This window comes from Streptomyces sp. NPDC048514 (genome assembly GCF_043199955.1).
Classification (GTDB): Bacteria; Actinomycetota; Actinomycetes; order Streptomycetales; family Streptomycetaceae; genus Streptomyces.
Genome location: NZ_JBICWT010000001.1, coordinates 385,968 through 409,495, shown reverse-complemented (window position 1 = coordinate 409,495; position 23,528 = coordinate 385,968). Strand labels below are relative to the sequence as shown.

At 71.1% G+C, this 23,528-nt stretch carries 17 protein-coding genes and 2 pseudogenes; 4 read left to right on the top strand and 15 right to left on the bottom strand.

What is annotated here, in order from left to right:
- Positions 1–233: 233 nt before the first annotated feature.
- Positions 234–557, bottom strand: coding sequence for a hypothetical protein (locus tag ACGFT2_RS01750; protein ID WP_393272439.1), 324 nt, complete (start codon positions 555–557; stop codon positions 234–236).
- Positions 558–1,340: 783 nt separating this feature from the next.
- Here ACGFT2_RS01750 and ACGFT2_RS01745 point away from each other — a divergent pair.
- Positions 1,341–1,670, top strand: a pseudogene (locus ACGFT2_RS01745) (transposase); the annotation flags it as partial.
- 76 nt (positions 1,671–1,746) lie between these two features.
- Here the strand turns inward: ACGFT2_RS01745 and ACGFT2_RS01740 are convergent.
- Both ACGFT2_RS01740 and ACGFT2_RS01735 read right to left on the bottom strand, forming a co-directional pair.
- Positions 1,747–2,036 (bottom strand): annotated as a pseudogene (locus tag ACGFT2_RS01740) (dihydrofolate reductase family protein); the annotation flags it as partial.
- A gap of 258 nt (positions 2,037–2,294) precedes the next feature.
- On the bottom strand, positions 2,295–2,972 hold the full coding sequence (locus tag ACGFT2_RS01735) for a TetR/AcrR family transcriptional regulator (protein WP_393272438.1): 678 nt from the start codon (positions 2,970–2,972) through the stop codon (positions 2,295–2,297).
- 90 nt (positions 2,973–3,062) lie between these two features.
- Between ACGFT2_RS01735 and ACGFT2_RS01730 the strand changes: the two genes are divergently transcribed.
- Complete coding sequence (locus ACGFT2_RS01730; protein ID WP_393272436.1) at positions 3,063–4,115, top strand: alcohol dehydrogenase catalytic domain-containing protein; 1,053 nt, start codon at positions 3,063–3,065, stop codon at positions 4,113–4,115.
- Positions 4,116–4,308: 193 nt separating this feature from the next.
- Here ACGFT2_RS01730 and ACGFT2_RS01725 read toward each other — a convergent pair whose 3' ends face one another.
- The 6 genes from ACGFT2_RS01725 to ACGFT2_RS01700 form a co-directional block, all read right to left on the bottom strand.
- Complete coding sequence (locus tag ACGFT2_RS01725) at positions 4,309–6,729, bottom strand: SpoIIE family protein phosphatase (RefSeq protein ID WP_393272435.1); 2,421 nt, start codon at positions 6,727–6,729, stop codon at positions 4,309–4,311.
- A gap of 344 nt (positions 6,730–7,073) precedes the next feature.
- Positions 7,074–8,303: an acyl-CoA dehydrogenase family protein gene (locus ACGFT2_RS01720; RefSeq protein ID WP_393272433.1), complete on the bottom strand. Its 1,230-nt coding sequence runs from the start codon at positions 8,301–8,303 to the stop codon at positions 7,074–7,076.
- Between the two features lie 146 nt (positions 8,304–8,449).
- Entirely contained in the window at positions 8,450–9,145 is a 696-nt protein-coding gene (locus ACGFT2_RS01715) for a TetR/AcrR family transcriptional regulator (RefSeq protein ID WP_393272431.1), read from the bottom strand.
- 194 nt (positions 9,146–9,339) lie between these two features.
- Complete coding sequence (locus tag ACGFT2_RS01710; protein ID WP_393272429.1) at positions 9,340–9,966, bottom strand: HAD family hydrolase; 627 nt, start codon at positions 9,964–9,966, stop codon at positions 9,340–9,342.
- On the bottom strand, positions 9,966–11,165 hold the full coding sequence (locus ACGFT2_RS01705; protein ID WP_393272427.1) for an acetyl-CoA C-acyltransferase: 1,200 nt from the start codon (positions 11,163–11,165) through the stop codon (positions 9,966–9,968). Before ACGFT2_RS01705 ends, ACGFT2_RS01710 begins: the two co-directional genes overlap by 1 nt.
- A 904-nt stretch (positions 11,166–12,069) precedes the next feature.
- Positions 12,070–12,780, bottom strand: coding sequence for a peptidylprolyl isomerase (locus tag ACGFT2_RS01700; protein ID WP_393272426.1), 711 nt, complete (start codon positions 12,778–12,780; stop codon positions 12,070–12,072).
- A gap of 466 nt (positions 12,781–13,246) precedes the next feature.
- Here ACGFT2_RS01700 and ACGFT2_RS01695 point away from each other — a divergent pair, with 466 nt between their 5' ends.
- The gene (locus ACGFT2_RS01695; protein ID WP_393272424.1) at positions 13,247–14,629 is read left to right on the top strand and encodes an MFS transporter; all 1,383 of its coding nucleotides are present in this window, start codon (positions 13,247–13,249) and stop codon (positions 14,627–14,629) included.
- 132 nt (positions 14,630–14,761) lie between these two features.
- On the opposite strand, the gene ACGFT2_RS01690 is transcribed toward ACGFT2_RS01695, so the two are convergent.
- From ACGFT2_RS01690 to lnt, 4 genes are all read right to left on the bottom strand, one after another.
- Entirely contained in the window at positions 14,762–16,678 is a 1,917-nt protein-coding gene (locus ACGFT2_RS01690) for a helix-turn-helix domain-containing protein (RefSeq protein ID WP_393272422.1), read from the bottom strand.
- Between the two features lie 97 nt (positions 16,679–16,775).
- Positions 16,776–17,597, bottom strand: a complete 822-nt coding sequence (locus ACGFT2_RS01685) for a 3-hydroxybutyrate dehydrogenase (protein WP_393272420.1) — start codon at positions 17,595–17,597, stop codon at positions 16,776–16,778.
- Between the two features lie 54 nt (positions 17,598–17,651).
- Entirely contained in the window at positions 17,652–18,131 is a 480-nt protein-coding gene (locus tag ACGFT2_RS01680) for an NUDIX domain-containing protein (protein WP_393272418.1), read from the bottom strand.
- Positions 18,132–18,212: 81 nt separating this feature from the next.
- Positions 18,213–19,823: an apolipoprotein N-acyltransferase gene (gene lnt, locus ACGFT2_RS01675; RefSeq protein WP_393272416.1), complete on the bottom strand. Its 1,611-nt coding sequence runs from the start codon at positions 19,821–19,823 to the stop codon at positions 18,213–18,215.
- A 694-nt stretch (positions 19,824–20,517) separates the two neighbouring features.
- Here lnt and ACGFT2_RS01670 point away from each other — a divergent pair.
- Complete coding sequence (locus ACGFT2_RS01670) at positions 20,518–21,489, top strand: O-antigen polymerase (RefSeq protein ID WP_393272414.1); 972 nt, start codon at positions 20,518–20,520, stop codon at positions 21,487–21,489.
- A gap of 355 nt (positions 21,490–21,844) precedes the next feature.
- Here ACGFT2_RS01670 and ACGFT2_RS01665 read toward each other — a convergent pair whose 3' ends face one another.
- Positions 21,845–22,390, bottom strand: a complete 546-nt coding sequence (locus tag ACGFT2_RS01665; RefSeq protein WP_393272412.1) for a hypothetical protein — start codon at positions 22,388–22,390, stop codon at positions 21,845–21,847.
- Positions 22,391–22,669: 279 nt separating this feature from the next.
- The gene (locus ACGFT2_RS01660) at positions 22,670–23,464 is read right to left on the bottom strand and encodes a glutamate racemase (RefSeq protein WP_393272409.1); all 795 of its coding nucleotides are present in this window, start codon (positions 23,462–23,464) and stop codon (positions 22,670–22,672) included.
- Positions 23,465–23,528 lie beyond the last annotated feature (64 nt).

The window sequence follows — 23,528 nt, the reverse complement described above, 5'->3', positions numbered from 1 at the left end:
CGCCAAGCACTGCGAGGTCAGCCGATTCCCCCTCTCTTGTCTGAGGGGAGACATAACTCAGAGCAGTCCTCTCCATCTGTTCACGGTCGGGGGCTTCCGCTCCGGGCAGATTGACTACCTGATGAATGTGATGGATCGCTCCGCTGCCTCTGCCATACACGACAAATACGTACCTTGATTCTGGCTCGACGGATCCGTCGGTTCCGTCGGAAGGGTCTTGCGACAGCATGTGATCAGCCCCATTGGAAGATGTTGCAGACGGCGGTGCCTTCTTGCCCTGAGCCGAGCGCGAGCGCGAACGTGACGCTGGTCAGGTGTTGATCGAATACGGTGTTCGGCCAGTCGTAGAAGTTGCTACCGAAATCCTTCACCTTCTCCGGCCCTGCAGGATTCGGGCGTGTCCGAAAGCCACGAATTCCCGAATTACAGAGGCCAGCGCCATCGGCCTGCCCCAAGCTGACCTGCCCCAAAGCCTTCTGGGCACTGATGTTCATCTCGAGCGTGACATTTCCGGTGCTGGACCAGAGGATATTCGAGTTCATCTCCGCGATCGGCATTCGCGCCCTCGTCTCGTGCTGGAAGCAAACGCGGGCCAGCGGGCCGCGTGGACGCCGATTGCGGCGTTCCAGGGCGCCTGCACGACCAATCAAGGCCCGCCTGCGCGTTCGAAGCGTATTTGCATCATCACGGTTGGTTAAGGAGCTCGCAACTTGCCGGCAGCACTGGCTTGCTCCTGGACGAGACTCGGGTGTCTGAGCTGGGGTTTCCTTTTCGATACGGTCGATGGATGGACAGCAGGATGCCGTCAGGATCGCGAACGCTTTGGCCGCGGCCACCGCCATCACCTTCCCGGGCGCAGGCTTCGTCCGCGACATCTGACCGGATGACCTCAGTCTCAGGCTGTGACGCCAGCTGTCCGGTCTTGATAAACCATGTCGCCTTCCTCCTATAGCGCCTTCGCGATCTTCGCGTTGGCGGCTTCCTCGTGGCCGTCGATGCAGCCGTGACAGCGGCGGTGGATGACCTCCGGCGAGTTGCCGACGCGCCGGGCCACTTCAGCGACGGGACCCCCGGCGTTCAGCCACCGCGTGATGCAGGCGTGCCGCAGGTCGTACGGGCGCCCAGCGAGCGACGATCCGAGGCGGTCCTGAGGAAAGGCATACTCGCGGGCTGCCTCCCACACGCGCCAGTACGTGGATGAGCCGACGATGCCCCCACGCTCGTTAGTTCATCTCGCAGCCGACCCAAACTGTCGCCACCGGGCCTTCTTCCTCACTGCGGGTCAGGCGGCGACGCACCCGCATTCGCGGACGTGATCGTACGCATACGCGTCCCATGCCGCCGGGTCGGCCCGCACCCGGCCCGACATGGTCTTGGCCGACAAGGCGTACCCGTCGCGCGCCATCCGCGAGCGCCTGCGGAAGTGGGTGGTATTCGCGCAGTGATCCCCGTCCCCGCAGACCAGCGGGACCACCGACTGCGTCGAGGCCGCCGAGGCGGCAGGCCACCGGCCTCTAACCGTGAGGCGTACAAGCAGCGCAACACGGTCGAACGGTTGCATCAACCGCTTGAAGCAGTGGCGCGGCCTGGCTACCCGCTACGAAAAGACCGCGACCATCTACCCGGCCGGGCTCCGCATCGCGGGCATCTTCCTCTGGTCCGCGCGGTGATCCACGCTCGCCAAGCAGATCTCGGCGCCGAATGCCCCGTCCGGCGAGGAAACAGCAGGACGAGGGCGGCATCCGGTCAGCGGACGACGTCGAAGACCTGCTTCTGCAGACCGTTGGCGTAGACCTCGTGCTCGACGAGCTTGAGCTTCTGGGTGTCCTTGTCCGTGGCGCTGAAGAGCAGCTTGCCCGCGCCGAGCAGGAGCGGGAAGACCAGCAGGTGGTAGCGGTCGATCAGGCCGGCGTCCGAGAGGGCCTGGTTCAGGGAGGCGCTGCCGTGGACGATGATCGGGCACCCTCGGTCGCCTTCAGCGCGGCGACGTCGTCGAGCAAGCGCAGGATCGTCGTCTCGCCCCAGTTCGACACCAGGGATCATGGAGAAACTCATCGGCCGTCACCAGTCCTTTCTGGCGGCCTCGGCCACCGGATCCGCTGGGGAGCCGCACGCGCTGATGGAGTCGAGTTCGGTGATCCAAACGAAACGGCCTCAATGACGTGAAAACCGGCGCCGAACCGGCACCGGCATAGCTTCGCGCGCGCTGACGGCGCGGGTGCCGATGCCGGAGGGGCCGGGAGGCTGTTCCGGCCTGCCGGGAGGCGACCACTCCCGACGGTTGTCATGCCGGCTCAGGGACGAGCTTGCCGCTCCCGCAGCAGTCGTGCGGTCTGCTCGGACACCGGCGCGGCCAGCAGCGCGGTGACCAGGTCGACCAGGCGGCTGGTGAACAACCGGTCGTCCCTGCGGGGGCGGCTGGCGGCCCGGGCGGCGAGCTCGGCATGACAGAAGCGCATGGCGGTGAAGCGGGTGTGGAACACGGCGGTCGACTCGGGAGCCAGTAGCGGCTGGACCAGGCGCCGCCAGGGATGGATGCTCGACCCCTTCGTCACGATGAGTTCGACCAGGGGTGCGGGGCGGTTGAGCAGTTCGGCCACGATCTGCAGGAACTCGCGGCCGCCGTCGGGGTCGGCGAGTTCGGCGGCGGCCGGCAGCACCAGCGCGGCGGCGAGGGAGCGAAGATCGGCGGCGCCGCCGTCCTCGTACTGTTGCAGCAGCACCTCCCGGCGGGCGTCCACCGCGGGCAGGTGCTTGTCGAGTACGGCCCGCAACAGACCCGTGCGGTCGCCGAAGTGGTACTGCAGTGCCATCGCGTTGCGCTGACCGGCCGCCCGCTTGATCTCGTTCAGCGACGCACCGTCGACGCCCTTCGCCGCGAACAACTGCTCGGCGGCCCGGATGAGTGCGGCGCGCGTGTCGCCGGCCTTCCGGTTGCGCGGCGACGTGGCCTGCGTCTCATGTGCTGTCACGGATACCCATGCTAGCGTCGCGACGCCGAAGTAATACGCGTGCATTAATTACTGATGAAAGCGCCTTGCAGCGCGGCGGGAGGCAGTCCAGTGAAGGCACTCACCTACCACGGCCCGCACGACATCCGCTACGAGGATGTCCCCGACCCGGCCGTCACCAGCCCCACCGACGCGGTCGTCCAGGTCACCACGGCCGGTATCTGCGGCAGTGACCTGCACATCTACGGCGGCAACGGGTTCAGTCCGGAGACCGGATACACCCCAGGACACGAGTGCGTCGGTGTGGTCGTCGACACCGGCGACCGGGTCACCCGCTTCAAGCCCGGCGACCGCGTCCTGGTTCCCGCCTCGGTGGGCTGCACCCTGTGCGGAACCTGCGCGAAGGGACTCACCGCCAGGTGCGAGCGAGCCCATGCCCCGACGGACCTCTGCTACGGAGTGAGCCCGCAGCTTCCGGGCAGTCAGGCCGAGGCCGTGGCCGTGCCCCATGCCGACATCAATCTGGTGCGCCTGCCGGAAGGCATCTCCGACGCGGCCGCCATCGTCCTGACGGACAACGCCCCCACTGCCTGGTACGGCTGCCGCCGGGCCCGCATCCAGCCCGGCGAGACGGTTCTCGTCATCGGCCTGGGCCCGGTCGGCATCATGGCCGCGCAGTCCGCCTTCGCGATGGGGGCCGCCCGTGTGCTGGGAGCGGATCTGGTGACCGAGCGCCGCGCCTTCGCCGCCACCCTGGGCGTCGAGCCGGTCGAGGGCGAGGACGCGCGAACGGCCGTGCGGGAGATGACCGCAGGGCGCGGACCGCACGCCGTGGTGGAGGCCGTGGGCTCGGACGCGACCATCGATCTGGCCCTCAGGACCGTCCGGCAGGCAGGACGGGTCAGCGTCATCGGCGTCAGCCAGACCAGGGCATTCCCCTTCCACATGGGCCTGGCCCAGATCAAGGAGCTGGAGTTCGCCATCGGGCTGTGCTCGATCCCATACGAACTCCCCGCCCTGATCCCCCTCACCCAGGCCGGCCGGATCACGCCGGAGGTCGTGGTCTCCCACCGCTTCGCCCTCTCCCAGGGCCCCGCGGCGTACGAACTGTTCAACAGCCGCGCCGACGGTGTGCGCAAGGTCCTTCTCGACCCCACCCGTTGAGCCGCCGCCGTCGGCCTGCCGGGGGAACCGCATCGACCCCACCGCGACGACCTGGAGAGAACTTCCACACCGGCTGCCTCGAGCTCACCCCCTGCTGGCCGAACCCCTGCGCAGTGACCACAGCGCCGTGGCGGGCTGCGCAGGCGGTCCGGCGCCGGCGCTGCAGTCCTCGCCGGGCGTTTTCCGGACACGGTCAGGTGAGTGTGCCGGCCAGTGGTTGTTCGGTCCACACCGTCTTGCCCTCGCGGGTGTAGCGGGTGCCCCAGCGCTCCGCCATCTGAGCCACCAGAAACAGGCCGCGCCCGCCCTCGTCGGTCGTGCGGGCGCGGCGCAGGTGTGGTGACGTGTGGCTGGCGTCGCTGACCTCGCACACCAGCGACCGCTCACGGATCAGCCGCAGAGTCGCGGGACCACTTGCGTACCGGTAGACATTGGTGACCAGTTCACTGGCGATCAACTCGGTGGTGAACGCCAGGTGCTCCAGTCCCCATTCGGTCAGCTTCGCCGAGGTCAGCTCCCGGGCCCGGCCTGCGCTGGCAGGCTCCAGGGGCAGACTCCAGGAGGCGACATCGTCCGGTGGCAGCATGCGGGTGCGGGCGATCAGCAACGCGACGTCGTCGGCGGGGCGCGCGGGCACGAGTGAGTCGACCACCGCCTGGCATGTCCGTTCCAGCGCGTCCGCGGGGCGGGTGAGCGCTGCGCACAGCTTGCTCAGGCCGAGGTCGGCATCGATGGTGCGTTCACCGATAAGTCCGTTGGTGTACAGGCACAGCAGGCTTCCTTCGGCCAGTCCGACGTCCCGCGCCTCGAACGGCAGGCCGCTCAGCCCGAGCGGGGGTCCGGCGGGCAGGTCGAGCGGAGCCGCCTCTCCGTCCGGAGCGGTCACCACCGGCGGCGGGTGACCGGCGCGTGCCGCGGAGCACCGCCCGGAGACCGGGTCGTAGACGGCGTACAGGCAGGTGGCGCCCACGACCTGCTCGCCCACGGGCCGTTCGCCGGCCCCCTCCTGTTCGGCCGCCAGCAGGTTGACCAGGTCGTCCAGTCGGGAGAGGACCTCGTCCGGTTCCAGGTCGAGGCTGGCGAGCGTGTGTACGGCGGTGCGCAGCCGGCCCATGGTGGCGGCAGCGTGGATGCCGCGTCCCACCACGTCACCGACCACGAGGGCGACCCTTGCCCCGGACAGCGGAATGACGTCGAACCAGTCGCCGCCCAGGCCCGGGGCCGCGCTGGCCGGCAGGTAGCGCAGGGCCACCTCGACGGCCGACTGGTCCGGAACCGCCCGGGGCAGCAGGCTGCTCTGCAAGGTGAACGCGGTCTGCTGCTGCTCGGTGAAGCGCCGGGCGTTGTCGATGGCAACGGCGGCGCGCGAGGCGAGTTCCTGGGCGAGGGTGAGATCGTCGGCCTCGAAGGGATCGGGGCGGCGCGAACGCCACAGGGTCATCACGCCCAGCACCAGGCCACGCGCGGCAAGAGGGACCACGATCAGCGAATGGGAGCCCAGGTCCGGGGCGTGGGCCCCCTGGTGGCCTTCCGTCGAGAACCAGTCGGGCGCGAGAACCGGTTCCAGTACGGGCCGCCCCGCGGCCAGGCATCTCGCCTGGGGCGTGTCCGGCCCGAACTCCACCGGCTCACCCTGGGGGTGGGGCGGGCCGGGTTGCCGGGCACCGACGTTGCAGGCTCCCACGCGAACCACGGGCCCTGCCAGGGCCTGCGCCGGTTCCTCACCGCGGGTCACCGGCCGCAGCAGATCCACCGAGGCGTGGTCGGCGAGGTGGGGAACCATCACCTCGGCGAGTTCCCGGGCGGTCTCTGCCACGTCTAGGGTGGTTCCGATACTGCTGGCGGCCTGGTCGAGGAGCGCGAGCCGGCGCTGCGCGCGATGGCGTTCGGTGATGTCCTCGATCATCTCGGCCACGCCCAGGATCCGGCCGGAGGGATCCTTCATCGGGAAGGACGAGACCATCGCGACCCGTTCGCGTGCCGGATCCCACTGCAGGCGAACGAGCTGCTCGGAGTAGACCGTCGGCCTCCCCGTGTCGATCACCTGGCGCACCCGGTCCACGGCCCGGCGTGCGTCGTCGGGGAGGAGAAAACAGCCGGTGGGCATCCCCCGGAACTCCGCTGCCGGGACCCCGCTGAAGCGTTCGATGGCTCGGTTGACCCGGAGCAGCTTCAGGTCGGGGCCGTGCACGACCAGGCCGATGGGGCACCGGCCGTACAACCCCTCGAGCACCGCACGGTCCCTCTGCCACTCCAGGACGTCGACCGCGAGTGCCCCGGCCAGGAGCCATTCACGGGTCCGGTCGTCGCGTGAGACCGGATGGGCCCTGAGCCCCATCTCCAGGAGCCGCCCGTCGCGGTGCCGCACCTTGAGCACCCCGGACCAGCCGCCGGCTCTCCTGCAGCTCACCGCGGCCTCCCGGGCCGCCGGCAGATCCCGAGGATCGAGCAGGACCTCACCTGCCGGACGGCCGATCACGGCTGTCGCCGGATGGCCGAGCAGTTCCTGGGCCCGCCGGTTCCATCCGACCACGGCTCCCCGGTCGTCGAGCACGGCCACGGCGGCGAGGTGCGGGGCGAACGGATCGTCGTGGCTTTCGCTGGGCTCCTTCATCCGCTTCTCCACCACTGGGCACCACCTTGCACTCGGTCGCTCGGGGCTCCCCCTCCATGCACATTGGCCTGCTGGTGCCATGTAACCCCATGGAACCCGGTGCCGCCGTGGTCTCGCCCCCCGATGAGCGCACCGAACTCGCCCTCCGCCTCCAGGGGGCGCAGATTCCGGTGGTGCGGCGGCCCGGTGTCGGTGCCGTCACGGTGCTCGGCGGCGGCTACCCGGCCTCCGGTGTCGCCGGCCCCGACCGCTCGATCGGCAACGCGGGGCGTTCCGGTCCGGCGACGACGGCCACCTGCCAGGACGGGTCGTTCCTGCGCCCTGTGCGAGCGAGTCCCGCCGTCTCAGCTCACCGCCCCTGCGACCCTTTCGCGGTACTGCCGCAGTTCCTGCTTGGCGATGGCCCGCTTGTGGACCTCGTCGGGGCCGTCCGCTATCCGCAGCGTCCGCAGCTGCGCGTACATCATCGCCAGCGGGAAGTCGTCGGTCACGCCTGCCGCTCCGTGCACCTGGATCGCGCGGTCGATGATCTTCAGGGCGATGTTCGGGGCGGCCACCTTGATGGCCGCGATCTCGGTGCGCGCTTCCTTGTTCCCGACGGTGTCCATCAGGTACGCGGCCTTGAGCGTGAGCAGCCGGATCATCTCGATGTCGATGCGCGCTTCCGCGATCCAGTCCTGGATGTTGGACCGTTCGGCGACCGGACTGCCGAAGGTCACGCGTGACTGCGCGCGAAGGCACATCAGCTCCAGCGCCCGCTCGGCCGCGCCGATGGCCCGCATGCAGTGGTGAATACGACCGGGCCCGAGCCGGGCCTGGCTGATCGCGAAACCCTCGCCCTCACCCTTGAGGAGGTCCTTGGTCGGCACGCGTACATCGGTGAAGTCGATTTCGGCGTGCCCCTCACGGTCCTGGTAGCCGAACACCGGCAGGCCGCGCATCACCGTGATCCCGGGGGTGTCGATCGGGACGACCAACATCGACTGCTGCCGGTGCGGGGCAGCGGTGGGGTCCGTCTTCCCCATGACGATGAGCACCTTGCAGTTGCGGTGCAGCGCATTCGACGCGAACCACTTGCGGCCGTTGAGCACGTACTCGTCACCGTCGCGCTCCACCCGCAACTCGATGTTGGTGGCGTCGGAACTGGCGACACGCGGTTCGGTCATCGCGAACGCGGAGGCCATCGTCCCGTCGAGCAGGGGCTTGAGGTACTTCTCCTTGTGCTCGTCGCTGCCGAACAGCGTGAGCACCTCCATGTTGCCGGTGTCCGGAGCATTGCAGTTGCACGCCTCGGAGGCGATGTGACTGCGCCCCATGATCTCCGCCAGTGGCGCGTACTCGAGGTTCGTCAGCCCCGGGCCCCACTCCGGGTGCGGGTGGAAGAGGTTCCACAGTCCGCGCCGACGCGCCTCCGCCTTGAGTTCCTCGATGATCGGCGGGTGGAAATGCGGGTCACCCGACGCGAGCATCTGCTCGTGGTACACCGCCTCAGCGGGATAGACGTGCGCATCCATGAACTCGAGCAGATCCGCCTGGTACTTCTCGGCGCGGTCCGACGTCTCGAACAAGGACATCCGAACTCCTGACAGTCAGGGGACAACGGCTTCCGTCGCCTGTATAACTGAATCTGACGTCAGGTTCAATAGTGGGCCCCGCGGCGCCACACGAGGAAGCCGCCCACACCCAGAGGGTGTGAGCGGCTCACGGAACAGGGGGCCGATCAGCGGTGACCGGGGAACCGCAGGGCGTTCGCCCAGAGCCGGGTGACCGTGGACACCAGCTCCTCGAACTCCACCGGCGTACCTTCCTCCTCTTGCCCTTCACAGACCACGAAGGCGTTGTACGCCATGACGCTGACCATGCCCGACAGCGCACGGGAGGCCATCATCGGATCGACCTCACGGTCTGCGACACCCCGCGCCTGCAGCTCGGCGATGCCGCGGGCATTGCGGCGGATGAACGCGTCCCCCCGCCGCCTTCGGAACTCACGGAACTCCGGCTCCACTTGGGCGACCTGCTCCAGCAGCGCCATCAGCTTCGCGTTGCGTTTGTACGCCTCGAGATACGCGCGATTGCTCGCCTCGAGTACCGCATAGGGTTCGTCAGTACCCTGCACCCGGCCCATGCCGGGGTGCATCATGTCCTCCTGCGCCTCCAGGAGGACGGCGGCGAGCACCTCTTCCTTGTTGGCGAAGTAGGTGTAGAAGGATCCCGCCGCGCACTGCGCCTCTTTGGTGATGTCGGTCAGGCGGGTGTCGAGGTAGCCGTCCCGCTCGAAGACCTTCCGAGCGGCCTTCACCAGAGCGGCCCTCGTCCGCGCCCCGCGCTTCGTCGTCGGCGGCTCGCGAAGACGTGAGAGCGGCGCCATGGGCGGTGCGTTCTCGCTGCCGGTCTCCTCGGGCGCGCTGGTCTCCATCCCCGGAACATTACTTGAATCCGACGCCAGAGTCACAAACCGGCAAGGGGCGCGGTGCTTCCCGGCCATCGTGTCGACCGGCACCACGACACAGCCCGCGGCCCGGACCCCGAGCTGGGCCACCACGAACTCGGGCACCGACGGCGCCTCGACATCAAGTCCTCCGCCGGCGTGGCCGTAGGAGCGCCGACCGGTCAGGCGGTGATGCCGAAGCGCTCGGCGAGTTGGCGGCGGGTGTCGGCCGCACCGGTGTGCAGCACGCCCGCGATTCCGATCCGCGCCGCTCCGTCGAGGTTCTGCTGCAGATCGTCGATCATGACCGCCTCCTCGGGGCCGACGCCGAGACGCTCACAGGCGATCGCGTAGATCCGCCGGGAAGGCTTGCGGATGCCGACCTCGGCGGAGATGACGACGACATCGGCGACAGCGGTGAGGTCCACGCCGTCGTAGGTGCCGGTTCCGAACGAATTCGACACCAGCGCGACCGGATGGCCGGCGGCTCGAAGATCACCGAGCAGCGCCAACATGTCCTGGTCGATCGACATCCCCGCCTGCATCCGGGCCGTGAGCCCCTCGGCCGCCACATCGACGCCGTGGATGCGAAGACGCTCGGCGAATCCCCGCTCGAAGCCCTCGGTGCCGATCCGGCCGCACTCGTGGTCGGCCAGGAGGGCGCGTGACGGCTGGTCGCGGGCGAGGAGGTCCAGCGGCAGGCGAGGGTCCCCGCCGAGCGAGGCGCCGAAGTCGGTGAAGGCCCGCAGCACACTGGAGGTGATGACCCCGCCGAAGTCCACCAGGACAGCCGTTCGGCCTTTCCCCATCACGCGACCTCGAACAGTCCGGCCGCACCCATTCCGCCGCCGACACACATCGAGATCACCACATACCGGACGCCACGCCGCTTGCCCTCGACAAGGGCATGACCCACCAGGCGGGCACCGGTCATTCCGTACGGATGACCGACCGAGATCGCGCCACCGTTGACGTTGAACCGCTCCGGGTCGATGTGGAGTTCGTCGCGGCAGTACAGCGCCTGCGAGGCGAACGCCTCGTTGAGCTCCCACAGACCGATGTCGTCGGTGGTGAGGTTGTGCTGCTTCAGCAGTTTCGGAATGGCGAACACCGGACCGATGCCCATCTCGTCCGGCCCGCAACCGGCGACGGTCATACCCCGGTAGACGCCCAGCGGCTCCAGCCCGCGGCGCTCGGCCTCCTTCGCCTCCATCAGCACGGACGCCGACGCCCCGTCCGACAACTGCGAGGAGTTGCCCGCCGTCACGCTGGAGTGCGCGGTCACCTGACCGTCGGGCAGCACCGGCGCCAGGCCGGCCAGGCCTTCGAGCGTCGTCGACGCGCGGTTGCCCTCGTCCCGGGTCAGGGTGACCTCCTCGTCCCGCACCTCCCGGGACTGCTTGTCGAGGACCTTCTTGACGCTGCCGAGCGCGACGATCTCCCGGTCGAACCGGCCGGCCTCCTGTGCCGCCGCGGTGCGCTGCTGTGACACCAGCGCGAACTCGTCCTGGCGTTCCCGGCTGACGCCGTAGCGTTCGGCGACGATCTCCGCCGTCTGCAGCATCGGCAGGTAGATGCCCGGCTTGTGCGCGACCAGCCAGGGATCCGCCATGCGGTGGGTGTTCATGTGGTCGTTCTGCACCAGGGAGATCGACTCGACACCGCCGCCGACGGCGACCTGCATCCCGTCCGCGACGATCTGCTTGGCGGCCGTCGCGATGGCCATCAGGCCCGACGAGCACTGCCGGTCGATCGTCATCCCCGACACGGCGTCCGGGAGTCCGGCACGGAGAACGGCCTGGCGCGCGACGTTGAAGCCGGCCGACCCCTGCTGCGCGGCGCAACCGAAGATCACATCCTCGACCTCACTCCCCTCGAGCCCGGCGCGCTGCACCGCATGGGAAAGGGCATGGGCGGCGAGTTCCTGCGCCTGGGTGTCGTTGAAAGCGCCGCGGTAGGCCTTTCCGATCGGCGTCCGCGCCGTCGAAACGATGACTGCTTCCCTCATGTCGCCTCACTGCTTCCTTGTCGGCCCGGTGCGTCCGGGTCTTCGGGACCGGGACTACGGGCTCCGTGAGCCCGGCTCGCTGCCGGTGGGTGGGACCGAACGCCAACTGCGGCGCTGTGCGCGCACTTTGACCGCCTTCACCGTTGACCGATGGCATACGCCATGACCGCGGGGTGAGGGGAGCCGGCCTCCGGATCGGTTATAGTTGAATTCGGCGTCATGTTCAATACATTCCCTGCAGGATAGACCGACCAGTCGGTATGAACTGGTGTGGCGGCGCAACGTAGTCAGCACCAGGTCGGCACGGGACGGGAGAGAACGGGTGATGACGTGGGCCTCCGGTCAGCACCGAATCAGCACGGGAGACAGCGCGGCACGTCCCGAATCATGCCCGGACCGCGCAACTCGGGCAGCGTCCTTCGTGGCCTCGTTGCAGCATCGCCGGTACGACGACTCATTCGATCGGGGCCAGGACCTGTGGCTTTGCCATCCCAGCGGCCTCAAAGTCGGCACGGAACCAGCACGGGTACTCGACGGTGCTGGGTGGGGCGGCATTCGAGGGATGGGCTCAGCATCAGGGAGCCCGTATGGTCGACCAGCAGATCTCACAGACTGTAGCCAACGTCCCGGTTCGCGGGCGACCATCCCCAGCCCCGTCGGGAGCGGTACACGAACCAGCGGCGCCGAACGTGAGCAGGCCCCTCGAGATCGCCCACCGGATCGTGGCCACAATCGGCGTCGACCCCGAGGACGGCCAATCCGGCTGCCACTGGGCCGCCGTACGCCACGCCGATGATTACTTCACATCATCGCCACCCTGGTGTGCGAGGACGGCAGCCCCGATGACGTGCGCTCCGGCAAGCGGGCCCAGACCGAATGCCGCCTGATCGAGCACCGCAGTTCATCAGGGCCGGCAGGACGGCCTGACGCTGAGCAGCTCGGTCCGCAGCACGGGCGTGCCGTCGACAGGCGCCGGGTCCTGCGCAGTTGGCTCGATACCGCCAGCAGCGATCTTGTCGAGCGTCTCCAGGCCGGCGGCACCGACCGTGCCGAACACCGTGTAGTTCGGTCGCAGCGCGGAGTCGCCGTAGACGACGAAGAATTGCGAACCGTTCGTGTTCGGTCCGGCGTTGGCCATCGCCAGCAAGCCGCGCCCGTAAAGGCGACGGACGCCGGTCGGATCGCTCGGTGCCGGCGGCAGGTCCACCGGCAGCTCGTCCTTGTACTTGTATCCCGGCCCTCCTTCGCCAGTGCTGGTCGGGTCGCCACACTGCAGGACCTTCAGCGTCGGATACGCCGTCAGCCGATGGCACACCGTACGGTCGTAGAACCGGTGTCGCGCCAGGTGCACGAAGCTCTGGACCGTGCACGGCGCCTTCGCCCGGTCCAGACGCAGCGGGAGCGGTCCCTGGCTGGTCGGGACAGCCATATCGACGGTGCCGTGACTGGGGGTGTGCCGCGGGTCGGGCGGCAGGGGAACCGGCCGCGCCGCCGGCTCGTCCGGCGTCTGGGTGTACTGGCAGGGACCGTGCGTGGTTCGCGGCGAGGCATCGGAAGCGGAGGCGGTGGTGCTGCCCCAGGACACGACCAGCACTGCTGCCGCCAGTGCGGTCATGAGAGTTCGGTTCATCCTGCGCACCCTCCAAAAGATCGTCAGATTTCGGAGCGGTCGGAGTCTAAAGCGCGGCCCGGCGCGCGAGAACACGTCCGCAAGCCACATCCGCCCCCCGCCTTCGGGCCGCGTCCGCAGACCACTTCGTTCGGATGCGGCACAGCGCCGGCTGGCCGATCAGGGCGTCCACCCGGTGCACGAAGGATGCTCCCCGCACCCGGTCGAGCGGCCTCCCCGGTCCGCGTGGAGGCCCCGACCGAACTCTGTCGTTGCATGAGGTGATCTCGCGAGGTGGGATCCGGGCTTTGCCAGAGAAGCTCGTGAAGCGCGCCTCCGCGAGTCGACATAGTGGCCACACGCATAGCCAACCCCCAAACTATGTTGCCCCACCACATGTGCCCCTGACCTGCATTTTCCTACGGTGTGCCGACACGTACCCGTCCCCACCGCACACGAGGAAGTGGCGCACATGGCCTCCGGAACCACCGCTCCCCCACCCCCCGCCAGCCTCCCCAGAATCGTCGCCGCCAGCCTCATCGGCACCACCATCGAGTGGTACGACTTCTTTCTCTACGGCTCCGCCGCCGCGCTCGTGTTCAACAAGCTGTTCTTCCCGGGCTCCGATCCGCTCGTCGGGACGCTGCTGTCGTTCCTGACGTACGCCGTCGGGTTCGCGGCGCGCCCGTTGGGCGCGCTGGTGTTCGGGCACTACGGAGACCGGCTGGGGCGCAAGCGGCTTCTGGTGCTCAGCCTGGTGCTGATGGGCGGCGCGACCTTCGCCATCGGGCTGCTGCCCACGCACGCGACCGTAGGCTCCGCCGCGCCCGTACTGCTCACCGCCCTGCGGCTCGTACAGGGCTTCGCGCTCGGTGGCGAGTGGGGTGGTGCCGTGCTGCTGGTGTCGGAGCACGGCGACGCCCGGCGGCGTGGTTTCTGGGCCTCGTGGCCGCAGACCGGAGCACCGGCGGGGCAGTTGCTCGCGACCGGCGTCCTCTCGCTGCTCACCGCCGTCCTGTCCGACGACGCCTTCGGCACCTGGGGCTGGCGCGTTCCGTTCCTGCTCTCCGGGGTGCTCGTGCTCGTCGGTCTGTGGATCCGGCTGTCCGTCGACGAGTCCCCGGTGTTCAAGGAGGCGCTGGCGCGGGCCGAGTCCCGGAAGGCCGACGAGACGGAGACGCTGCCGCTCGTCGCCGTGCTGCGGCACCACTGGCGGGACGTGCTGGTGGCGATGGGAGCGCGGATGGCGGAGAACATCGGCTACTACGTCATCACCGCCTTCATCCTCGTCTACGCCACCACCTCGGCCGGCGTCTCCAAGCAGACCGCGCTCAACGCCGTTCTCATCGGATCCGCCGTGCACTTCGCGGTGATCCCCGCCTGGGGTGCGCTCTCCGACCGGGTCGGACGGCGGCCGGTGTACCTGTTCGGCGCGGCCGGTATCGGCCTGTGGATGTTCCCGTTCTTCCGGCTCGTGGACACGGGGTCCTTCGGCCGGCTCGTGCTGGCCGTGACCGTGGGGCTCGTGTTCCACGGCGCCATGTACGCGCCCCAGGCCGCCTTCTTCGCGGAGATGTTCGCCACCCGGATGCGCTACTCGGGCGCTTCCATCGGGGCACAGTTCGCCTCCGTGGCGGCCGGTGCGCCCGCCCCGCTCATCGCGACCGCGCTGCTGTCCGGCTACGGCACCGCCACCCCGATCGCCCTGTACGTGATCGCCGCGGCCGTGCTGACCCTGATAGCGGTGGGCGTCTCCCGGGAGACGCGGCACCGGGACCTCGCCCGGGTCGAGGGCGGAGAGGGCGAACCCCTGGCCGCGCCCGCGCCCACGGCCGCCGAGACGCGTACGCTCTGAGAGCCGCGCGGCGGCCCCTGCTGCGGCACCTCGCCGGAGCGGGCCGGTCGTCCGGACAGGACCGGCCCGGAGCGGGCCGGTCGTCCGGACAGGGCCGGTCACCGCAGTGGCCCGGGCCGGAGAAGACCCTTGTCATCGTCTGTCCGGGGTCGCCAACCCGTGCAGCCGCAGGGCCAGTTGGATCTCCAGGGCGCGGGTGGGGGTCTGCCAGTCCTCGCCGAGCAGCCGGCCGACGCGCTCCAGCCGTTGGGCGACGGTGTTCACGTGCACATGGAGGGCGTCCTTGGTGCGGGCCGGGCTCATCCCGCAGGCGAAGTACGCGTCCATGGTGCGCAGCAGTTCCGTACCGCGCCGTTCGTCGTAGGAGGTGACCGGGCCGATGGTGCGGTCGACGAAACCGGTCACGTCCCGTTCGCCAGCGAGGAGCAGGCCCAGGAAGCCGAAGTCCTCGGCGGCGGCACCGTCTCCGGGCCGGCCCAGCAGGTGCAGCGCGTCCAGACAGCGGCGGCCCTCGGCGTAGGCCTCGGCGACCGTCTCCGGATGCGCGGCCAGGCCGGTGACGGGGGCGGAAGCACCGACCGTGACCGGCTGACGGACGGCCGTGCCCAGCTGGCGGGCGGCGCGGCGGGCCGCCTCGGTGGCGGTGCCGCCGCCCAGTGGCAGCAGCAGGACGGTGCCGCCGTCGCGGGCGGCGGCGAGTCCGTGCCGGGTGGCGGCGAGGTGGGAGGCGGCGGACCACAGACGGCGGCGGGCCGCCGCCTCCTCGTCCGCGTCGGCCGCCGGGCCGTCGAGCCGTGCGGCGAGCACGACATGGGTGGCGTCCAGATCGGCGTGGAGCCGGGCGGCGCGTTCGCGCAGCAGCCGCGGGTCCCGGTCGCGGGCGTCGAGCAGGTCGTCCAGCAGTTCGCCGCGTACGCGCCCTTCGGCCTCGGCCGCGGAACGGCGGGCGAGCAGGAGCAGCGAGGTCACCATGGCGGCGCGTTCCAGGGTGCGCTGGTCGACGGGGTCCAGGGCCGGATGCCCGCGCAGGACGAGGGCACCGAGGAGTTCGCCGCCCCCGGTGACCGCGGCGATCCAGTCGCCGTCGTGCCGTACGGCGTGTCCTTCGGCGCGTGACGACTCCAGCGGTTCGGCCGGTGCCGCCCCCGCCTCCGTGAACTCGACGGTGCCCGCCAGCACTTCGGAGACGGCGCCGGCCACGTCGTGGACCCCGCCGCCGCGCAGGACGAGTTCGGCGAGCCGGTCGTGGACCTCGGAGGCGCGCTCGATGACGGCACTGCGGTCCCGGATGATCTCGTTGGCCCGCTCGAGCCCGGACAGCGCCTCGCGCGTCTCGGTGAGCAGGTTGGCGGCGTCGATGGCCGCCGCGGCGAGCGCGGCGAAGGAGCCCAGCAGGGCGATCTGCTCGCGCTCGAAGACACGGGCCCGACGGTCGGCCGCGAAGAGCACGCCGATGACGTGCGGGCCCAGCATCAGGGGTACGCCGAGGATGGCGACGAGACCCTCGTCGCGGACGCCGGAGTCGATGGTGAGCGTGTGCTGGAACCGGGCGTCCTTGAAGTAGTCGTCGGTGACGTACGGCCGTGTCGTCTGGGCGACCAGTCCGCCGAGCCCCTCCCCCATGCCGAGGCGCAGTTGCTGGAAGCGGGCGGAGACGGATCCCTCCGTCACCCGCATGTAGGTGTCGCCGCGAGCCGGGTCGTTCAGGGTGAGGTAGGCGACGTCCGTGCCGAGCAGGGAGCGGGCCCGCTGCACGATGGCCTGCAGGACGGCGTCCACGTCCCGGAGGCCCGCCAGGTCGTGGGCGGTCTCGAAGAGCGCGGACAGCTCCGCCTCGCGGCGTCTGCGGCCCTCCAGCTCCGCGCGGACGCGCAGGGCGAGCAGCTTGGCCTGCTCCAGCGCCGCTATCCGTTCGGCGGGCCGGCCCTCGGCGCGGGCGAGCAGCACGGGCTGCTCGTAGGCCTCCACGGAGGCGTCGCGGGCCAGCAGACCGAGGTACTCGGCCTCGGCGCCGCCACCGGGTGACGGCTGAACATGATCGCGGGACATGCTCACAGGATTCCGTATCGGCCGCCCGGCCCGTCAGGCCTGTGGAAAACTTCCGCGGCCGGTGCCGCCGGATGCCGGCCGGGCGCGGTCCGGCCGGTCAATGGGCCGTCCATCCGCCGTCGAGGGCCAGCGAGGCACCGGTGACGAAGGACGCCTGCGGGCTGCACAGGTAGGCCACGGCCTCGGCGACCTCCTCCGGTTCGATGAGGCGCCGGAGCGCGCTGTCCTTGAGCAGCACCTCGGAGAGCACCCGCTCCTCGGGGATGCCGTGTGCCTGTGCCTGGTCGGCGATCTGCTTCTCGACCAGGGGGGTGCGCACATAGGCCGGGCTCACACAGTTCGACGTCACTCCATGGGCCGCGCCTTCGAGGGCCGCCGTCTTGGAGAGGCCCTCCAGACCATGTTTGGCCGCCACATAAGCGGACTTGAAGGCCGAGGCCCGCAGACCATGGACGGAGGACACGTTGACGATCCGGCCCCAGCCTTGGGCGTACATGTGCGGGAGGGCACCGCGGATGAGGCGGAACGGTGCCTCCAGCATGACGGTCAGCACGGTGTGGAAGACCTCGGGCGGGAACTCCTCGATGGGACGCACGAGTTGCAGCCCGGCGTTGTTGACCAGCACATCGGCGCCGGCGGCGACGCGCTCGGCGGCGTCGAGATCGGTGAGGTCCACGACGTGCGGTACGACGGCACCCGCCGGATCGCCGACCCGTTCCGCCGCCCGGGCGAGCTCGGCGAGGCCCGCCGCGTCCCGGTCGACGGCCCGTACCTCGGCGCCCGCGGCGGCCAGCCGCAGCGCGCAGGCGCGGCCGATGCCGCCGGCGGCACCGGTGACGAGGGCGGTGCGGCCGCCGAGGTCGAGGGCGAGGGGCTGGACGTCGGGGCCGGTGCCGGGCCGGGGGGTGGACGAGGTCATGTGCTGACCCTAAGCGGAGCCCATCCCTCACCACATGTGGTGACTGCCCATACTTCAGCTGTCAGTCATAGGGTCGAACCATGTGGGTGCCTCAGACATGGCCTGCTTGATCCGAAAGAGGGCGAACTCGTCCAGCAGCGGCAGGGCATCGATCGCGAACCAACCCACCTCCAGCGACTCGTCGTCGTTGACCCGGGCCTCGCCGCCCACCGCTCGGCAGCGGATGGTGATGTCCATGTACTGGCAGGTGTCCCCGTTGGGGTAGGTCGTCGGCCTCAGGGCCTGGACGAGGACGATCCGCTCGGCGACACAGTGCACCGCCGTCTCCTCGAAGACCTCCCGCACCGCGCAGGCGGCGGGCTGCTCGCCCGGCTCGGGAATCCCGCCGATGACCGACCACCTGCACGTGTCGGTCCGCCGCCCCAGCAGCACCCTGCCCTCGTCGTCGAAGACGATCGCGGTGACCCCGGGGAGCCAGAGCAGCTCGTGGCCGATGGAGGACCGGAGCGTGCGGATGAATTCGGGAGTAGCCATGGGCCCGACCCTAACCGGCGAGCCCGCACCACCCCGGCCGGTTCGAGCGGCGTACGGCGGTCGTACGGTCACCCGTCACCCTCACCCGTCACCGGCGCGCCGGCCGCGCAGACCGGAGCCGACCGCCCAGCCGATGCCGCCGACGGCGACCAGCACCAAGGCGATCTCCGGCGCGATGCCCAGCCGCGTCGCCGGGGTCTCGGATGTGCGCAGCGGCACCTTCTGGACGAGGTAGGCGGGCACGAACATGCCGGTCTTCTGGGTGATCTTCCCGTCGGGCATGATGAACGCGCTGACGCCGCTGGTCACCGGCACGGTCACGGTGCGACTGTGCTCGACGGCGCGGACCCGGGACATGGCGAGCTGCTGATAGGTCATCTCGCTGCGGTCGAAGGTCGCGTTGTTGCTCGGTACGGAGATCATCTCCGCTCCGTGCGTGACCGTGTCCCGCACGGCCCAGTCGAAGGCCGCCTCGTAGCAGGTGGCGAGGCCGACCTTGACGCCCGCGAAGTCGAACACCCCGGGCCTGTCGCCCCGGCTGAAGTCCTGGCGGACCATGCCGGTCCAGTCCTTGTTGATCGCGCCGACGAGGCCGCGCAGCGGAAGGTACTCGCCGAAGGGCTGGATCTGCCGCTTGTCGTACGTCTGTGTGGGCCCCTTGACCGGGTCCCACAGGACCTGCTCGTTGAGCAGTCTGCCGTCCCTCTCGACGACCGCGCCGACCGAGACGGGCACGCCGACGGCCTTGGCGGCACCGCCGATGACGGCGGCCGCGTCCGGGTTGGTGAACGGGTCGATGTCGGAGGAGTTCTCCGGCCACAGCACGTAGTCGGGCTTCGCGGCCTTCCCCGCCTTGATGTCGGCGGCGAGTTCGAGCGTCTCGCGCACGTGGTGGTCGAGGACCGCGCGCCGCTGGGCGCTGAACTCCAGCCCGGCTCGGGGCACGTTGCCCTGGATGACCGCCACCGTCGCGGTGCCGTCCTCGGCGTCGTCGCTGACCAGCGCGCGGGCCGCGAGTGCGCCCGCCACCGGCACGGTCACGCTGAGCAGCGCGGCCGCGGCCGCCCCGCGCCGCACGGCCCGGGTACGGCGCCCCTCGACGATCCGACGCCCGGTCTCGTACAGGCCGAGACCACACAGCACGACCGCGAAGCCGAGCACCGGAGTGCCGCCCACCGCGGCGAGGGGCAGGAAGACGCCGTCCGCCTGACCGAACGCGATCTTGCCCCAGGGGAAGCCGCTGAAGGGCATGCGGGCGCGTACCGCTTCACCCGCGATCCACACGGCGGCCGCCCACACCGGCCAGGCCGGCAATCTGGAGACGGCGGCGACGCCCACCCCGACCAGGGCGACGAAGATCGCCTCGATGGCGACCAGGGCGAGCCAGGGGCCCGGACCGACCTCCACACCGGTCCACACCAGCAGCGGCAGCAGGAAGCCGAGCCCGAAGAGATAGCCGAGTCCGAGCGCCGCCTTCCAGCCACGGCCCCGCAGCACCCAGCCGAAGCCGGCGAAGGCGGGCAGGGCCAGCCACCACAGGGTGCGCGGCGGGAAGCTGACGTAGAGCAGCACTCCACAGAGCGCGGAGGCGGCGGCCGGGACCAGGCGCAGCAGCCGGCCGCCGAGTGCGCCGGGCTCGCGAGACGGACGGAGCCGATCCGGCTGGTCCACGGACGTTGCGGTGACGGTCACCGGGCGAGTGTACGGCGTTCGGTCCGGGCGCCGACAGCTCGGCCGGGTGCCGGCACCGCAACGGCCGGGCACGGTTGTCGCTGGTCGGCGCCCCTGTCGACCGCCGCCGGTCCGCCTGCGTCGGCTGCTCGGCGGAGGCGCCACGCCACACGGAGGACCCCCGCCTGCCGCCCGCCCCGGGCCGACCGCGTGGGGCGGCACCACCCCTCGGAGCGGGCGGCCGAGAACTACGACGCACAGGCCCGCACCTCGCGGGTGCGGCTGCACCTGGGCCGGTGGGCCAATCAGGGCCACACGTCCAGGCAAGGCCCCGTGGGCGCCCACGGTCGCACGGACGGCGCCCCGCGCGGCGCCCACGGTCGTACCGGAGGCGCCTCACGCACCCTGCCCGGCCGGCACCACCGCCCCCGATGCCGGCGCGGGAAACGCGGAACCGCGGAAACGCGGGAAACGCGGGAAACGCGGGAAACATGGACGCAGTCGCGACGATCCTCCGCATCTTGTCCACAAACGGGTCATCAGCCGTTACGGTGTGCCCAGCCTCGGCAGTGCGGCCGGCTCCGGCGCGCGGCCTTGGGCTGCCACAGGTCGGGGGACCGGGTGCGAGGGGCGGCGGGTGGGGTCGACGGGGACGAGGTCCGCGACCGGTGCGGACGCGGAGAACGCCGGACGAAACGTTTCCGACGGTGCGGGCATGATCCTGCTCGGGGCGTGCGCGGGATGGTCGCTGATCACCGCGGCGGCCCATGACGGGCGGCCCGAGGGCGTGCTGCTCGCGGTGCTCGCCGTGGCCGCCGGCTATGCCGTGGGCCGGGTCTCCGGGACGCTGCTGCCGGTGGCCGCGCCCTGCGCCGGTGCGGCGGCCGGGCTGGCGCTCGCGGTGGCGCTGCCCGACCTCTCCCCCGGCGCCCGGTACGCAGCCCCGCTCGGGCACGCAGGGGCCACCGCCGCCGTGCTGGCGCTGGCCGCCGGTGCCGCGTGCTGTGCCGCCTGGGCGACGCCCGTGCCCGCGCTGCGCCTGGGCCTGCGGGCGCTGGCCGTCGCGATCGTGCTGGCCGGAGCGGTTCTGGGGTCGCCGGCCGGGTGTGCGGTCGGCGCGGCCGTCCTGCTGTGCTCGCTCGCCGCCGGCTCGGTGACCGGCCGGGGAGTGGGCCTCATGGCTCTGGCCGTCGTCGTGGTCCTGGTCGCGGGGACGGTCTGTGCGGTCGCCGCGGACGGGTTGCCGGACGCCCTCGCCGGGGCGATCGCGGGCCGGTTCACCCCGCAGCGGGTCCAGCTGTGGCAGGACGCCCTGCGGCAGGCCGGCCGGGACAGCGGTCTGGGCGTCGGCCCCGGCCGGTTCGGCGAGGTGAGCGGCACGCCGACGCACGCCTCGCCGACCGACGGCAAACCGCATTCGGCGCTGCTGCAGCAGGCGGTGGAGCAGGGCTTCGTCGGGGTGTGCCTGCTGGCCGCCGCGTTCTGCTGGGTGCTGCACGCGCTGTGGCGCGCCCCCGGCTCCACTCCGGTCGCCCTCACCGCCGGCGCGGCCCTGACGGCCCTGGCCGTCCTCGGCATGCTGGGCGACGCGCTGAGTTTCACCGTGGTGACCGTGGGCGCAGGTCTGCTGGCCGGATGGGCGACGGCACGGCCGTGGACGAGCGCGGGCACACGAGCGGAATCGTGAGCGGCGCCCCGCACCCGCTCGCGGCCCCACGACGCCAGCCCCGCCGACGCCCCGCACCCGCTAGCGGCCCCACGACGCCAGCCCCGCCAGCGCCCCGCACCCGCTCGCGGCCTCACGACGCCAGCCCCGCCGACGCCCCGCACCCGCTCGCGGCCCCACGACGCCAGCCCCGCTGCCAGGGTTGGCTGGCCCTCTTCACGCCACCCGGACCGAGCCCGGCACGCACATGGACCACGGCTCTCGCACCACCCTGCCTCGGCCCGGCCCCAGCACTGTCCAGGCCGCGCCCGACAGGAGAACCCGACAGGAGAAGGGGACGGCGGACGTCTGCTTCACCGGGCCGATGCGCCGGGAGTCAGCGGCCCGACCCCGGTGTGACCGTCCGCAGCCGGTCCCGGATGACGTGGACCGCGGTCTCCGCGTTGTCCACGGTGATCGTGAAGGTGTGGCCGTCCCACAGGCGCAGGACGACGCCCTCGCCCCGGCGCACGACGACCGCCGTGCCCTTCTCAGGGCGCCAGCGGTATCCCCACCCACCCCAGTGCCTGGGGGTGACGAGGGCGGTGAAGTCGGCGCCGGCCACGTGGGAGAGCGGGATGCGGCGGCGGGGCAGCCCCATGTGGCCGCAGCGCACCTCGAGGCACTCCCTGTCGAGTCTGAGGTCGACGTGCACGAAGGCGAGCGTGCCGAAGATGACCAGCAGGCCGGCCGCGATGCAGCCGACGACCGACATCGCGAGGGCGGCGACACCGTTGGTCCAGGCCGAGTCCACGGCCAGCTCGATGCCGAGCGCCAAGCAGGCCGCGCCCACCAGTGCCAGCAGCCACTGGACCCGGTTGGTGGCGCGTCCGGTCCAGACGTCCGGGTACGGGGTGTCGTCGGCGTGGGGGTGGTCCCTCATGTTCACGAGGTTACTCAGGTTTGGCCCCGTGGGTACCCGCGCGTGGACGTGACTGCTCCGTGCGGCCCAGGCGGCCACCGGCTCGGGTGGCGGGTGGCCCGTACGGCGCCCCGCGCACGCCGGCGAGCGGTCCGGGCCGGGGCGAGGCGAGCGGCGCCCGTCGTCCGCGTACGGCGGCCGGCGCGGCCGGCGGCCGGCACTGCCAGTCACGGCCGGCGGCCGGATCCGTCGCCCTGGGCGGCGAACGGCCCGGTCGTCCCCGGCCGGCGGCCGCCCCTGTCAGCTGTGGTCGGCGAGTGGGCCGGTGGCGGGCAGCAGCCGGCCTTCGGCGTAGTGCAGCGCGGGCGCGGGCAGGTCGCCCTCGCGGCCGCTCAGCAGCACCGTGAGGGTCCCCTCCGCGGGGGCGTCGGGTGCCGGCAGCTCGCCGATGCGGCGCAAGGCCTGCGCGGCCACCGCTCCCGCCGAGCCGTGCAGGACGAGCGGGGCGGCGCCGGGGCGCTGGAGGACGGCGCGGATACGTTCCGCCACCAGCTCGTAGTGGGTACAGCCCAGGACGACGGTGGTCACGTCGTCCGGTGTCAGTCCGGCCGCCGCGCGGAGGGCCGCGTCGATGGCCGCCTCGTTGGCGTGCTCGATCGCCTCGGCGAGACCCCAGCAGGGCACCTCGGTCACCGGCACACCGCCGGCGAAGTCGTCGATGAGACCGCGCTGATAGGCACTGCCGGTGGTGGCGGGGGTCGCCCAGATGGCGATCGGGACGCCCCGCGCCGCGGCCGGCTTGATCGCCGGGACGGTGCCGATGACGGGGATGCCGGGCTCCAGACGGGCACGCAGGGCGGGCAGGGCGTGCACGGTGGCCGTGTTGCAGCCGACGATCAGGGCTTCGGGCCGGTGCGCCGCGGCGGCCTCGGCGACGGCCAGGGCCCGCCGGGTGAGATCCTCGGGGGTACGCGGCCCCCAGGGCATGCCGTCCGGGTCCAGGGAGAGCACGAGATCCGCGTCGGGCCGCATGCGCCGCACCGCGTCGGTTGCCGCCAGCAGGCCGATTCCGGAGTCCATGAGCGCGATCTTCACCCGGCCACGATAGACGATGCGCTCTTGCGAGCCGCTCGGGTGGGGCAGACTGCGGCCGTGAGCG

What these genes read in the sequence shown, in the direction of transcription:
- ACGFT2_RS01695 (WP_393272424.1), top strand. Translation starts at nt 13,247, where the DNA reads ATGGCCTCCGGAACCACCGCTCCCCCACCCCCCGCCAGCCTCCCCAGA.
- ACGFT2_RS01715 (WP_393272431.1), bottom strand. Translation starts at nt 9,145, where the DNA reads ATGGAGACCAGCGCGCCCGAGGAGACCGGCAGCGAGAACGCACCGCCC.
- ACGFT2_RS01665 (WP_393272412.1), bottom strand. Translation starts at nt 22,390, where the DNA reads ATGAGGGACCACCCCCACGCCGACGACACCCCGTACCCGGACGTCTGG.
- ACGFT2_RS01685 (WP_393272420.1), bottom strand. Translation starts at nt 17,597, where the DNA reads ATGACCTCGTCCACCCCCCGGCCCGGCACCGGCCCCGACGTCCAGCCC.
- ACGFT2_RS01690 (WP_393272422.1), bottom strand. Translation starts at nt 16,678, where the DNA reads ATGTCCCGCGATCATGTTCAGCCGTCACCCGGTGGCGGCGCCGAGGCC.
- ACGFT2_RS01670 (WP_393272414.1), top strand. Translation starts at nt 20,518, where the DNA reads ATGATCCTGCTCGGGGCGTGCGCGGGATGGTCGCTGATCACCGCGGCG.
- ACGFT2_RS01680 (WP_393272418.1), bottom strand. Translation starts at nt 18,131, where the DNA reads ATGGCTACTCCCGAATTCATCCGCACGCTCCGGTCCTCCATCGGCCAC.
- ACGFT2_RS01720 (WP_393272433.1), bottom strand. Translation starts at nt 8,303, where the DNA reads ATGTCCTTGTTCGAGACGTCGGACCGCGCCGAGAAGTACCAGGCGGAT.
- ACGFT2_RS01705 (WP_393272427.1), bottom strand. Translation starts at nt 11,165, where the DNA reads ATGAGGGAAGCAGTCATCGTTTCGACGGCGCGGACGCCGATCGGAAAG.
- ACGFT2_RS01750 (WP_393272439.1), bottom strand. Translation starts at nt 557, where the DNA reads ATGCCGATCGCGGAGATGAACTCGAATATCCTCTGGTCCAGCACCGGA.
- ACGFT2_RS01700 (WP_393272426.1), bottom strand. Translation starts at nt 12,780, where the DNA reads ATGACCGCACTGGCGGCAGCAGTGCTGGTCGTGTCCTGGGGCAGCACC.
- ACGFT2_RS01725 (WP_393272435.1), bottom strand. Translation starts at nt 6,729, where the DNA reads ATGAAGGAGCCCAGCGAAAGCCACGACGATCCGTTCGCCCCGCACCTC.
- ACGFT2_RS01710 (WP_393272429.1), bottom strand. Translation starts at nt 9,966, where the DNA reads ATGGGGAAAGGCCGAACGGCTGTCCTGGTGGACTTCGGCGGGGTCATC.